This window comes from Paenibacillus sp. ACRSA (genome assembly GCF_022346845.1).
Classification (GTDB): domain Bacteria; phylum Bacillota; class Bacilli; order Paenibacillales; family Paenibacillaceae; genus Paenibacillus.
In genome coordinates, this window is the sequence record NZ_JAKRNP010000001.1 from 224149 (window position 1) to 237168 (window position 13020).

Consider the following 13020-nt stretch of genomic DNA (forward strand, 5'->3'; position numbering starts at 1 on the left):
CCAAAACGGATTTAAGAGCTCCTATATTCCTTTCCTTTGGCAACATAACCTAGTGAAGTTCTGGACATCCGCTCAAGATCAGCATCCGTCAATTCACGTATCACTTTGGCTGGTGTTCCCAAAGCAAGAGTATAGGGCGGAATTTTCGTATTCTCAGTAACTACTGAACCGGCGCCGATTAAGGAGTGTTCCCCTATTTCGGCTCCATTAAGAAGTATGGCTCCCATACCAATCAGTGAGCCAGTTCCAATCTGACAGCCATGAATAATAGCAGAATGCCCGACTGAAACATCATCTCCCAGAATCAAGGGCTGATCTGTGTTCACGTGACCAACCGTATTATCTTGTATATTACAACGCTGTCCAATGATGATCGGCGCTAAATCTGCCCTTAGCACAGCGTTAAACCAAACGGTAGACTCCTCGCCCATTCTCAAATCGCCAATAAGTTTCGCACCTTCAGCTACGTATACTGAAGGATGAAGCTGCGGCAGTATGCCTTGATATGGAATTATCATTCGTATCACTCCTTAATTTGGGAGTGATTTTAGCAACTTGTCCTTCATTTGTCAAACAAAACGGGTGAGATGTCTCCAGAAAGCGAACGACAGGATGCAGCAAGACGCGAACCCCATGCCGTCATTTGTACAGTTCGTCCATTCGCAACTTCCCCCATCCGAAGCATCCCGAGATGCAGCATCATTTTGATGATCCGGTTGTCGTAGATTGTCTCGGGCGTATCGTAGTAGAAGGGCTGAATGAACGGGCCTATTTGGCGAAACAGCGACTCTGTACTAGACCATTCATCGGCACATTCCCCTGTCCAATATACAATGGAGGATAAGTTTGGAATAGCACCTTTATACAGTCTTAACCAAAATCGAAATAGCTGTATCATTTCCGAAGTTTTCTCTGTTGAATTCTCAGCAGCTCGTTTTTCCTCGCCAGCGGACGTCAGTTGCAGTATTCCTTGTTCCTCACGGATGAGCCGATAGTGAAATGCATAGTCATACATGAGGGCGAATCGATCTGGATAATCCTTGAAGGAGCGACCATAGCCAAATCTCCAGCCTGCTTTGCCAACTAGCTCTTCGCTAACATGTAGATGCTCCATCACCTGCTGCTGTGAACGACGATACATCATGCCTTCAGCATTAAGTGCAATCTCATGTTGCTGCACATATTGCAGAAACAACCGAAGATCATCGACAAGCAAGTGATATTCGTCCCTATACATTGTCGGTTCGCTTGTGTTCGCAATGCCTAATCTCAGATGGTTCGATAACACATCTCGGAATCTTAATTTCAGATCAAGAGGGACTTGGTACAAATATTTTGTATGCTGCGTCGTTCCATTGAACAACCAACCACTCTTATGGAAACGAGTGATCAGATCACGTGGACTAGCACCTGTCTCGTTTTCCTTTTTATCCATAGATTGACGTGCTATAGCAACCAGTTCCTCAATACCGAGATATTGGCGGGAATCAAATAACAGATTGTTCAAAAAACGTAATTGAACGGGATTCAGTTCATGAACCTGTTGTTCAAAAAAAGATCTGCTTCCCAGTGTGGTGAGAATACTCTGGATGAGTTCATGTTTGGAATTGGGCTTACACTCACACTGGTAATAATCTGCTATTCGATTCAGTTGGCCAATATCTGCAAAAGTAAGCATATCCGCTAGATTCATGGGTCATCGCCTCGCCAGCTAACTACTTATGACTATTGATTCAGAGCCTAGAGTAGTTTGGTTTTGTAAACATCGTTGACGGAATTCCCATGATCTAAACCTCTTTTTTCAAATCTTTTATTAAATCTTTTATCTGTTAGTAACCATCCTATGCCTCGATGTGCCTGATCAGAAGAAAAACAAGAGACAAGTATTCCTATTAGTCCTACTTAAACAATTCGCAGCAGACAAAAAAAACAACCCGAGTTCATTACTCAGATTGTTTGGCTGAATTCATTATAAGATGTTCTGTACAGTTGTACAGGAGAGGACTCCAGTCACGCTGGGTTTTCTCCAGAATCGTAAGTGAAAGATTACCTATACGCTCTGTATACCGGTCTTTAAAGATAGCGGATAACAGATTTGCCAGAAATGCTCCATGGGATACAATCAGGACATTCTTGTCCGGATATGCCGACCATAGATCCTCCAGAAACGCCAATGCACGCGCTTGGATATCCAAGATATGCTCCTGTCCTAGATCCAGTGTCTCCCAGGTTGCACCCCAGCGAGCGATTCGTTCTTCTGAGGTTAAACCTTCGATCTGGCCGAACGCTCTCTCCTTAAGCCTTACATCCGGTTCTAGCATTGGTACATTCAGCAGCTTGGAAATAATCTCACCCGTCTCCTGAGCACGAGATAAACCACTAGTAATGATATAATCCCATTGATACTTCTCAGTGAGAAGACGTTTACCCAAACGCTCTGCTTGTTCACGACCTTCTGCATTCAAAGGGATATCTGTCTGCCCTTGAATACGTCCTGCAGCATTCCAATCTGTTAAACCATGACGTATAAGCCCGATCCGCATCTTATCCCTCATTTCTTAATACACAGTAATGATCATTGAAACTAAGCACGTGCACCCTGCTTACGCTTGCTCGTTGTACGATGCATACGTCCAAGCGAGAATAACGCCATGCCAATGGCCAGTAAGGATAGAGCCATCCAGTATCCTGGATAGGTAGGACCCATACTTACGACAAACGGTTCAATGATGCTACCCCGATCCGCCCCTGGCATATTATACTGATACATCCCAGATGAAGATGGTTCGTTGCCAGCAACGGCTGTCTCCAAAATACCTGTGGAGATGACGCGTGGTTGCTCTGCTTCCGATACAGCCGGCTTAAACATCGCCATGTACAGGAAACTGCACAAAAAAATAGCCAGAAACGCAGCAATCCACAAAGACATATGCTTGCGCACTGCAGCAGAGAATCGATTTACTTTTGCCTCTTCAGGCAAGAGCCATGGTGACTCCGCATAAATGCGATCCATTACATTTCGATTTACTCGCTCTGCTTGTTGCTCTGTTACGGGTGTCGGTATGCTATGCAGCAGAAGTTGAGCTTCATGCCAAACTTCAAACTGCTGTGAGCACTCCTCACAACCAGCAAGATGAGCATGAAATGCAATCTGCTGAGGATGAGTTGCCGGCAAGTCCCAAACCATTGCAAACAGTTCCTGGGCTTCATTGCAATTCATCGGTTCTTCATCCCTTCATATGGCTCGTAGACCGGTTCGAAGAAATAAGGCTCCAATTGAGTTTTTACGCTTGATCTTGCTCTGAACAATAACGATTTTACAGAACTTACGCTCTGCCCAAGAATATTAGCAATCTCTTGGTAGTCTAACTGATCATACTCACGGAGTATAATGGCAGAACGCTGCTTCTCCGGCAAATTGTTAATGGCATCCCTAACCAGCATCACCCGCTCACTGCGCAATACAGCATGCTCTGGAGCATTCTCCAAAGGAGCAATCGGTACGACGCCACTCTCTTCAAGTGGAACATTACCACTGCGCTGTTTGCGAAGCTCACTCAATACCGTATTTCTCGCAATAGTATACAACCACGTAGAGAAAGAGGCATCCACCTCACGAAATGAGTGTAAACTGCGGAACGCCTTATAGAAAGTCTCAGAACAGAGATCTTCCGCAAGCAGCTCCATATTGGAACTTTTCAACATATGATATACGAAAGCCAGTATTTTACGCTGATAACGACGCATCAGCTCGGAATATAACTCCAGGTTACCTTCCTTGATCTCTCGAATCAACTGGGAATCCGTCATTTGAGTGCGACCCCTCCTCGCCCATCCATGTGCTTCTCCCCGTTCGACTCTATCCATGTATTACCGAACAGGCACAAAAAAGTTGCGGTTCTCACCGCATATAAACAGCGTTCAGCGCCAAAACAGGCCTTCCCGCCAAATTCCCCTATGTAATGGCAATTTCCCCAACGTTTCTACATTAACAGTATTTATTGTACAACGGTCAGCCGTTGCTGGCAAATCTATTCCGTTCAACAGGAACCCGACCAGACATTCATATGCTTTCTTTTTCTCGTCTATGACCCCGTTGACTCAAAATAATCCTCCAATGCCAATGAACCACCATTACAGAACTCTAACAGGAAACGAACCCCTATTTCACTCAGGCTTGTTTCGTCTCATAAAACCTTCTATATCTTCAAACGTAAAAAGAATGAAAATGGTTGCGTTTATACAAACTTTTTCCTGAATTGACGGAAGCTATGATTATTTAAAATAATTACGCTTTATCTGTTGACAAAATGAAAACGTATACATATAATAAAGGTACAGTATGGTTTCTCTCCACTCCTATCCAATAACTGTATTGCTCCACGTGAGCAATGGCCGCTTATGTAAGCGGTCTTTTTTTTGTGTTCTTTTCTCAAATTTCAAGTAACAACTTAAGAACAAGAAAATTTTGCACGCAAATAAAGAGGGCTGTCGCCCTCTTCTTCACTTTCCTCTATGCATGCTTAGACCCAAACTTGATATCCAAGGGAAGCAAGTAATGTTCTCGCTCGCTCCATATCCTCTTCTTGTCGGAAGGATAGCCGCATGATGCCAGGTACGTCCACACGATTCTCGATAATTTCCAAGTTACTCAAGTTAATGTCATTTGCCCCAAGTTCGGTAGCAATCTTACCAATCATACCTGGCGCATCCTGAACATCCGTGTACAGATCATATAAAGACGAGATCATCCCTTTCCGGCGCTCAGGAAGCACACTTCTGAACTCCCTGGCTTGACGAAAAGCCTCTTCAATCCCTTCCCCGTCCTGCTGTTCCAACATATCCGTAAACGTAGACATCTGGCTGTTCCAATCCTTCATTAAGCCTAAGAGCACCTCTCGGTTGCTAAGTAAAATGTCCCTCCATACAATTGCATCGCTTGATGCGATCCGGGTAATATCCCGGAAGCCACCTGCTGCCAGCATTTTATAGAGTGGATTTGATTCGTTGTACTCCCGCACCTGATTGACAAGTGCCACTGCGATAACATGTGGCAAATGACTGATTGCTCCCACAATATCATCATGTAACAGGGGTTCGACTCGAACAATCTGTGCTCTAGTATATGTTAGGAGCTCAGACAATCGACTATAAGCTTCCTCGGGTACATGCACAGAAGGAGTCAATACATAATAAGCATTCTCAAACAATACAGCAGAAGCTGCGTCAACGCCTGCACGCTCTGATCCAGCCATCGGATGTCCTCCAATGAAATAGGCATCGGTCATTCGAACATGCTCAGCACACGCAGCAATTGAAGCCTTGGTGCTGCCAACATCCGTAATGATGCATCCTTTCTTCAAGGGAAGCTTCGCTAATTGTTGAAAATATGATTCCAATAAACCTACAGGTACACACAAAAAAATGAAGTCGGCATCCTGCACCGCTTCCTCCAGTGATAGCGTAGCATCATCTACTACACCACTTGCTATGTACTTGTCCTTTAGTTCAGGCAGATGGGCGTAGCCCATCACCGATACACCTGGCTTGCCTTTGAAGCAAAGCGCCAGGGAACCACCGATGAGCCCTACACCAATCATTGCAATTTTTAGTTTCATGTAGTCCTCACTCTTTCATCGCTAGAATTAAGGGCGTGCTACCGCCTTCTCTGCCAGCGTGTTCTCCAGTGCCGCAATAAATGCACGGTTCTGTTCTGTTGTTCCAACGGACACACGAATGTAAGTTGGATACACTTTGAAACCTGGACGCACGATAATTCCTTGCTTAAGCAAAGATTGAAATGCTGTCGCTGATGGTATATCCAAATCAACCATAATGAAGTTACCTTGCGATGGGAAGTATGGCAAGCCAAGACGTAAGAACTCATTTTGCAGGAATTCACGTTCCTCCGTATTGCGCTGAGCACACTCTTTCACAAAAGTCTGATCCCTGATCGCTGCTGTCGCTGCCACCTGACCGAACCGCGAGGTGTTAAATGGCTCACGCACACGATTAATTAAGTCGATAATCTGCGGGCTCGCAATTCCATATCCGATCCGCAAGGAAGCCAGACCATAGATTTTGGAGAACGTCCGCAAAATAACCAAGTTAGGATAGCGATCTAACATAGCAATACTTTGAGGATAAGCTTGATCCGTTACGAATTCATAATAGGCTTCATCCAGCACCACCATGACATGGGAAGGCACCCGATCCATAAACGCAGTCAATTCCTGTTCGGAAATGATTGTGCCTGTAGGATTATTAGGGTTACATACCCACACCACTTTTGTTTTATCATTGATCTGTGCCAGCATAGATGCCAAATCATGTGTCCCATCCTTCAATGGAACCTCAATGCTCACCGCCCCCTCAATATCGGCATTGCTTTTATACACCGAAAACGTCTGATCTGCCATGATTGTCTCGTCTCCGGGCAGGAAGAACGCCCGTGTAATCAGAGCAATGATCTCATCTGATCCACAGCCAAAAATCAGATTATTACGATTCACACCAAGATGCTCAGCAAGAACCTCTGTAAGCTCTGCAGAGCTACCGTCCGGATATATGCTAACATTCACAACTTCCCTAGTTATAGCTTCCACTGCAGCAGGAGAGCTACCGTATGGATTCTCGTTGGAAGCCAGCTTGATGACTTGCTCAAGCCCCAGTTCACGTTTCACTTCTTCAATCGGTTTGCCTGGTTGGTACACCGGCAAATTAACAATCTGGGATTTAGGTTTCAATCCGACCACCGCCTGTTCATCAAATAAGGATCATGATGCCATTACATAACGAAGAAAAACTAAAGTAAAGTCCCTATCCTTTTAATTGTGCCACAAAGTTGCGAATTTGCAACAGTCCTGCCTGATGAGTCTCAGGATTCTCCAGGAGCGGGATGGCTTCCTCCACCTGACGAACAATGGCACTACCCACAACAACCCCATCACAAATACGGGAGAAATGCGCTACCTGTTCACGGCTAGAGATACCGAATCCAACAGCTACCGGAATGTCAGTTAAGCTTTTTACCGTTTCAATAAACTGCTCAACTCCTTCAAAGAAGGATGCTCTTTCTCCGGTTACACCCAGGGAAGATACGCAATAGATGAAGCCGCGTGCACCTGAGACGATTCGTTCAATTCTCGCATTGGACGTAGGAGCAACCAGCGGTACCAAATGCACCCCAGCTACTTCGGCACGGCGACGCATCTCTTCAGCTTCTTCGATCGGAAGATCCGGGATAATCATGCCACTGATGTCATGCTTGAGCAATTCATCAAAAAATACATCAAGCCCTGTCTGTAGCACAGGATTGTAATACGTAAACAAGACAAAAGGCATTTTCACTCCAGCCTCACGCGCCTTAGCTGCCGTCTCCATACAAGTACGAATGGTAATCTGGCTTTTCAGTGCCCGCTCGGAAGCACGCTGAATGACAGGGCCGTCGGCAAGAGGATCTGAGTAAGGTACACCAAGCTCCAGAATATCTGCACCTGCTTGTTCAAGCTCCTTAATAATCTCTACCGTTGTATCCACATTGGGATCTCCAACTGTTAGGAAAGGAATCAGCGCTGTCCGATTTTGTTGTTTCAATTGTTGGAAGGTTTGATCCATTAAATTCATGCGAATTGCCCTCCCGTATACTTCATGATGGATTCAACGTCCTTATCTCCACGACCTGATAGACAAATCACGACAATATCATCAGACGTGAGTTCAGGAGCAAGCTTAACTACCTGTGCAACGGCATGAGCAGACTCTAGAGCAGGTATAATTCCCTCGGTTCTTGAGAGCAATTGCAGCGCATCCAATGCTTCCTGATCCGTAATTGGAACATATTTCGCACGTTCGATATCTTTGAGATAAGAATGCTCTGGTCCAACACCCGGATAATCTAATCCAGCAGAGATGGAATGAGCCGGCTGAACCTGTCCATATTCATCCTGCAGCAAATAGCTCATAGAGCCTTGAAATACACCATGTGTTCCTTTGCTCATCGTTGCCGCATGAAATTCAGTATCCACACCTTTGCCTGCTGCTTCGACACCCACAAGCTTCACATCTGCATCACCAATAAATGGATAGAACATACCGATGGCATTACTTCCTCCACCTACCGCTGCAACAATAACATCAGGCAGACGACCTTCAAGCTCTTGAATCTGACGACGAGTCTCATCTCCAATCACCCGTTGGAAGTTACGCACCATCATTGGATATGGGTGTGGCCCTACAACTGAACCCAAGACATAGAATGTATCTTCTACGTTGCTAACCCAATAGCGCAGAGCTTCATTCCCTGCATCCTTCAATGTCCTCGTTCCTGACGTTACTGGTATCACTTCTGCACCGAGCAACTTCATCCGGAATACATTCAATTGTTGACGCTCTGTATCTTCTTCACCCATGAATACCTTACACTCTAAACCAAGCAAAGCAGCAACCGTTGCTGTAGCTACTCCATGTTGACCTGCTCCTGTTTCAGCAATAACTTTCTTTTTGCCCATCCGTTTAGCAAGCAAGCCTTGCCCGATGGCATTATTGATTTTATGTGCACCCGTATGGTTCAAATCCTCGCGCTTCAGGTACACCTTAGGGCCACCCAAACGACGAGAGAGCTGTTCTGCATAGTACAGTGGTGTCTCCCGACCAGAATACTCACTGAGAAGATAGTTTAATTCTTTATTGAATTCCTCATCTTCTGAAAAGCGGCTGTACGCTTCCTCTAGTTCAATTAATGCGTTCATTAGTGTCTCTGGAACAAAGCGGCCTCCGAAGGAGCCGAAACGCCCATGCTGATCCGGCAATTGATGTGTCATGCCTGCTTCACCCTCTCTACAAATGTTGTAATTTTTGCGATATCTTTTATTCCGTCCGTCTCTACTCCACTTGAGACATCGACACCATTCGGTGCATATGTCTGAATTAATTGTTGAACATTATCAGGCTGCAAACCTCCAGCCACAAACAAGACAATGCCGTGATTTCTCGCCCACTTCGCATAGGTTGGAATCCGCTCCCAAGCAAAGGTATGACCAGAACCACCCACATATTGAGGATCATACGTATCGAGTAATATAGCATCTATTGTGTGCGCGTAACTATTAAGTGTCGTTAATGTGGTATCATCCACTTCGGTGCCCGACTCATTTTTCGGGAAAGAAAAAGCTTTGATAACTTCAGTCTGCCAACGTTGTTTCACCTGCTCACAGAACGCCGGCGTTTCCTGTCCATGTAGCTGTATCACGTCTAATTGTACCGCGTCCATGACGTGTTCAAGCTCTTCCAATGTAGGATTAACAAATACCCCGGTTAACTTCGGTCGATCCAATGTCGTCCACGCAAACAATACTTCTTTTAATTCAGCAGCCTGCTTGGGTTCAATACGGCGACGAGATTTAGCAAAAACAACACCAATATAATCAACGGGCAAGTTTATCATCGATTTTAGCACTTCAACGTCCTGAAGTCCACAAATTTTTACGGCTGCAGCCGGTTGCTTGTGCAGATTCATGTCTCTGCTCCCCGTACCGTCGTTTGTATATTCATTCATCATCGAGAACCCATTAATTCGTTCACAGCCGCTTCAACATCATCCTTACGCATCAGATGCTCCCCAACGAGGATTCCGTGAACGCCCGCTGTAATTAGTTCCTCCAACCGTTCAGCACCATCAATACCACTTTCGCTGATAAGTGTCACCCCTGATGGAATCAACTTCATGAGATCCAGCGTTGTATTCAGACTGGTTTCGAACGTTTTTAGGTTTCGATTGTTAATCCCGATTAGCGTTGCCTGCGGTATCTCCAATACTTGCTCTAGTTCAGCTTGATCATGCACTTCAATTAAAGCATCCAGACCTATACTTTTGGCAAAATCCAAGTAACGTCGAATCTGATCTTGTGTCAATATACTAGCAATCAGCAGAATTGCATCTGCTCCTAGCAGTCTTGCCTCGGCAATCTGACGCTCATCTATAATAAAATCTTTACGAAGCAATGGAATATTCACAGCTTGGTGGATCTCCTTCAAATACGCTGCACTTCCTTGAAAATAAGAAACATCTGTGAGTACAGAGATACAATCTGCTCCAGCTCGTTCATACGCAAGTGCAATATTTACCGGATCAAAGTCCGGTCGAATTAATCCTTTGGACGGGGAAGCCTTCTTCACTTCGGCAATAAGCCCTAGTTTCCGGTTACGCCCTTCTGCTAAAGCCCGTTCAAACCCCCGTGTTGCTGGCAACTGCTCAATCTCTTTAAGCGCCTCATCCATGTTAAACGTTTGTGAGAGGACTTCGACTTCCTGCTGTTTGGTTGCAACGATTCGATCAAGATACATGACTGTACGCCTCCGTTGTGTATATTAACTGTTCCAGTTTCCCAGCAGCTTTTCCCGTATCTACAGCCTCAGCAGCCATAGTCACACCTTCCGCAATGCTATCCGCAAGACCAGACACATAGATACATGCCCCAGCATTCAGCAACACAACATCACGATACGCGCTCCGCTCTCCCTGGAAGATCCGTTTAATAATTTCGGCATTTTGGGCTGCATCTCCTCCCAGTACCGAATCAAGTGGATGCAAGTTTAAGCCCATACTGCGTGGATCTATGTCATATGTGTGTACTTCTCCATTTCTTAATTCCGATACTTGCGTAGGCGCAGAAATACTGATTTCATCCAAACCATCATGACTAGCAACTACCAATGCTCTCTTTAAGCCCAGACGATTCAAAACCTCAGCAATCATCGGTGTGCGGCTGCGGTCGTACAGACCAAGCAGTTGGCGGTCTGCGCCCGCAGGGTTAGTTAATGGTCCGAGCATATTAAAGATTGTACGCACACCCAGCTCTTTGCGTGGTGCAGCTGCATGCTTCATTGATGGATGATACACTTGAGCAAAACAGAAACAAATTCCAATCTCATCAAGACATTGTCTCGCTTGCTCTCCATTCAGATGAATATTAACCCCTAACGCCTCAAGCACATCGGCACTGCCTGCTTTACCTGATGCAGAACGATTGCCATGTTTGGCAACCCGAACAGAAACTGCTGATGCTATAATTGCCGAAGCTGTGGAGATATTGAATTTGTGAATTCCCGAGCCTCCTGTACCACAAGTATCTAACAGCCCATTACCATCGGTAAGAATTCTGCCACCTTGACCGCGCATTGCTTCGGCAAAACCAGTAATTTCATCCACGGTTTCACCTTTCATCCGCAGCGCCATCAACAAACCTCCGATTTGAGCCGGAGTAGCTTCACCTTTCATAATGGAGTACATCAGGTCACGTGCTTCAGCTTGCTGGAGATCATGTCCCTCCAAAATTTTAGCTAAACCTTGTTTCATCCCCTCTTCCGATTGAGGCTTTGAAGTCAGTTGCTGCATGTTATCATTCATTACAGGATTCATGTTCATATCCGGTCTCTCCTCTCTCTCAGTTTTTTGCGGCGCCTGCTGGACTTACAAAATAATCAGCATTGGCAAGTTTCAATCCATGATGTTTGCTCTTGGCTGGGAACATCGCTTCCGCTGTCCGAATCGCCTTGAGTAGCGCTTTGGCTTTATTCACCGTCTCTTCATATTCCTTCTCAGGCACAGAATCCCATACAATTCCCGCTCCAGCCTGCACATAAGCTTTTCCCTTTTTGAAAATAATGGTTCGGATCGTGATACAAGAATCCATATTTCCCGAGAAACCAAGATAACCGATCGCTCCCGCGTATGCCCCACGTGCCTCACGCTCAAGTTCCGCAATAATTTCCATTGCCCGCAGTTTCGGTGCACCAGATACAGTTCCCGCAGGCAGACAGGATAGAAATGCATCGAAGAAATCTTTATCTTCTCTAAGCTCACCTGTCACATTCGATACCATGTGCATAACGTGAGAGTACCGCTCGATCTCCATAAACATGTCACACTTCACGGTGCCAAAGTTTGATACCCGACCCAGATCGTTACGACCCAAGTCAACCAGCATCAAATGCTCTGCACGCTCCTTCTCATCCTGTAGCAAATCTGCAGCAAGCGCACGATCTTCACTTTCTGTTGCACCTCTTGGACGTGTGCCAGCAATGGGTCGTGTCGCCACTCGATTTCCATCTATTTTAACCAACGCCTCAGGCGAGGTTCCTACGATAATTTCATCATCCATCTTCAGATAGTACATATACGGTGATGGATTCAACGTTCTCAGCACTCTGTATACGTGAAGCGGAGAAACTTCAGTATCAATGTGAAAGCGCTGGGACAGTACCACTTGAAAAATGTCTCCCGCACGGATGTAATCTTTAGCCTGCTCCACATTGCCAATAAATTGCTCTTTCGTCAAATTGGAACGAATATCTCCTAGCTCAACATCACCTGGGATCGAACGAGGATTCAAGTTTTCACCAGGCCCTTGTTGCTGCAAACGCTCCGCAGCCTGCTCCAGCTTCTCAGAAGTAAGTGTGTAAGCTTGGCGTATTTCATCATCCGTAGCTCCATCTCTTATATGCACATTACCTACAAGCAGCATCTGTTGCTTCACATGGTCAAAAACGATAATTTGGTCACAGAACATGAAGCGAATATCATCCATATTGAGATCATCCAGTGTGTGTGCTGGAAGCTTCTCATAATATTGCAGAAGGTCGTAACCGAAAAATCCAATCGCTCCGCCTGTAAATGGAGGAAGCTCATCATCTTTAGGACTACGGTACTTTCGCAAAAGAGCCTTCAGTTCTTCAATCGGCTTACCGGGAAGCTCCCGAGTATGCCCTGCCTCTTCTACCACGATGCGGCCTTTTTTGGCGGAAATCATCAGGAACGGATCTGTACCGATAAAAGAATATCTCGCCCATTGAATTCCACCCTCGACACTTTCCAACAGGAATGCTCGGTCATTGTCGGCATAACGGCGGAAGATTCGGATTGGCGTCTCCATGTCAGCCAAGATCCGTTTAACAACGGGAATCAGATTATATTCATTTGACATTTTCAGTACTTGATTAACGTTTGGCGTTATCATTAGA

The 13020-nt window shown here is 45.5% G+C and carries 13 protein-coding genes; all 13 read right to left on the reverse strand.

Annotation, left to right across the window (positions count from 1 at the left end):
* Positions 1–11: 11 nt before the first annotated feature.
* Complete coding sequence (locus MH215_RS01020; protein ID WP_239287112.1) at positions 12–518, reverse strand: gamma carbonic anhydrase family protein; 507 nt, start codon at positions 516–518, stop codon at positions 12–14.
* A gap of 44 nt (positions 519–562) precedes the next feature.
* The gene (locus tag MH215_RS01025; RefSeq protein ID WP_239287113.1) at positions 563–1693 is read right to left on the reverse strand and encodes a hypothetical protein; all 1131 of its coding nucleotides are present in this window, start codon (positions 1691–1693) and stop codon (positions 563–565) included.
* A gap of 250 nt (positions 1694–1943) precedes the next feature.
* Positions 1944–2543, reverse strand: coding sequence for a histidine phosphatase family protein (locus MH215_RS01030; protein WP_239287114.1), 600 nt, complete (start codon positions 2541–2543; stop codon positions 1944–1946).
* A gap of 41 nt (positions 2544–2584) precedes the next feature.
* Entirely contained in the window at positions 2585–3220 is a 636-nt protein-coding gene (locus tag MH215_RS01035; RefSeq protein ID WP_239287116.1) for an anti-sigma factor, read from the reverse strand.
* Entirely contained in the window at positions 3217–3810 is a 594-nt protein-coding gene (locus tag MH215_RS01040; RefSeq protein WP_056696744.1) for an RNA polymerase sigma factor, read from the reverse strand. Before MH215_RS01040 ends, MH215_RS01035 begins: the two co-directional genes overlap by 4 nt.
* Positions 3811–4523: 713 nt before the next feature.
* The gene (locus MH215_RS01045; protein ID WP_239287118.1) at positions 4524–5618 is read right to left on the reverse strand and encodes a prephenate dehydrogenase; all 1095 of its coding nucleotides are present in this window, start codon (positions 5616–5618) and stop codon (positions 4524–4526) included.
* A 27-nt stretch (positions 5619–5645) separates the two neighbouring features.
* Complete coding sequence (hisC, locus tag MH215_RS01050) at positions 5646–6746, reverse strand: histidinol-phosphate transaminase (protein WP_239287120.1); 1101 nt, start codon at positions 6744–6746, stop codon at positions 5646–5648.
* A 73-nt stretch (positions 6747–6819) separates the two neighbouring features.
* Complete coding sequence (trpA, locus tag MH215_RS01055) at positions 6820–7626, reverse strand: tryptophan synthase subunit alpha (protein WP_239287122.1); 807 nt, start codon at positions 7624–7626, stop codon at positions 6820–6822.
* Complete coding sequence (gene trpB, locus MH215_RS01060; RefSeq protein ID WP_056696737.1) at positions 7623–8822, reverse strand: tryptophan synthase subunit beta; 1200 nt, start codon at positions 8820–8822, stop codon at positions 7623–7625. The genes trpA and trpB overlap by 4 nt, the downstream gene beginning before the upstream one ends.
* On the reverse strand, positions 8819–9517 hold the full coding sequence (locus MH215_RS01065) for a phosphoribosylanthranilate isomerase (protein ID WP_239287124.1): 699 nt from the start codon (positions 9515–9517) through the stop codon (positions 8819–8821). Before MH215_RS01065 ends, trpB begins: the two co-directional genes overlap by 4 nt.
* A gap of 38 nt (positions 9518–9555) precedes the next feature.
* The gene (gene trpC / locus MH215_RS01070; RefSeq protein ID WP_239287126.1) at positions 9556–10344 is read right to left on the reverse strand and encodes an indole-3-glycerol phosphate synthase TrpC; all 789 of its coding nucleotides are present in this window, start codon (positions 10342–10344) and stop codon (positions 9556–9558) included.
* The gene (gene trpD, locus MH215_RS01075; RefSeq protein ID WP_239288649.1) at positions 10334–11395 is read right to left on the reverse strand and encodes an anthranilate phosphoribosyltransferase; all 1062 of its coding nucleotides are present in this window, start codon (positions 11393–11395) and stop codon (positions 10334–10336) included. Before trpD ends, trpC begins: the two co-directional genes overlap by 11 nt.
* Positions 11396–11444: 49 nt before the next feature.
* A complete protein-coding gene (trpE, locus tag MH215_RS01080) occupies positions 11445–13016 on the reverse strand; it encodes an anthranilate synthase component I (RefSeq protein ID WP_239287128.1) in 1572 nt (523 codons plus the stop codon).
* Positions 13017–13020: the final 4 nt, after the last annotated feature.

Excerpts from the sequence above, each read along its gene's own strand:
- MH215_RS01035 (WP_239287116.1), bottom strand. The coding sequence starts at position 3,220 with ATGAATTGCAATGAAGCCCAGGAACTGTTTGCAATGGTTTGGGACTTG.
- trpC (WP_239287126.1), bottom strand. The coding sequence starts at position 10,344 with ATGTATCTTGATCGAATCGTTGCAACCAAACAGCAGGAAGTCGAAGTC.
- MH215_RS01065 (WP_239287124.1), bottom strand. The coding sequence starts at position 9,517 with ATGAATCTGCACAAGCAACCGGCTGCAGCCGTAAAAATTTGTGGACTT.
- trpD (WP_239288649.1), bottom strand. The coding sequence starts at position 11,395 with ATGCAGCAACTGACTTCAAAGCCTCAATCGGAAGAGGGGATGAAACAA.
- MH215_RS01020 (WP_239287112.1), bottom strand. The coding sequence starts at position 518 with ATGATAATTCCATATCAAGGCATACTGCCGCAGCTTCATCCTTCAGTA.
- trpB (WP_056696737.1), bottom strand. The coding sequence starts at position 8,822 with ATGACACATCAATTGCCGGATCAGCATGGGCGTTTCGGCTCCTTCGGA.
- trpA (WP_239287122.1), bottom strand. The coding sequence starts at position 7,626 with ATGAATTTAATGGATCAAACCTTCCAACAATTGAAACAACAAAATCGG.
- MH215_RS01030 (WP_239287114.1), bottom strand. The coding sequence starts at position 2,543 with ATGCGGATCGGGCTTATACGTCATGGTTTAACAGATTGGAATGCTGCA.
- trpE (WP_239287128.1), bottom strand. The coding sequence starts at position 13,016 with ATGATAACGCCAAACGTTAATCAAGTACTGAAAATGTCAAATGAATAT.
- MH215_RS01045 (WP_239287118.1), bottom strand. The coding sequence starts at position 5,618 with ATGAAACTAAAAATTGCAATGATTGGTGTAGGGCTCATCGGTGGTTCC.
- MH215_RS01040 (WP_056696744.1), bottom strand. The coding sequence starts at position 3,810 with ATGACGGATTCCCAGTTGATTCGAGAGATCAAGGAAGGTAACCTGGAG.
- MH215_RS01025 (WP_239287113.1), bottom strand. The coding sequence starts at position 1,693 with ATGAATCTAGCGGATATGCTTACTTTTGCAGATATTGGCCAACTGAAT.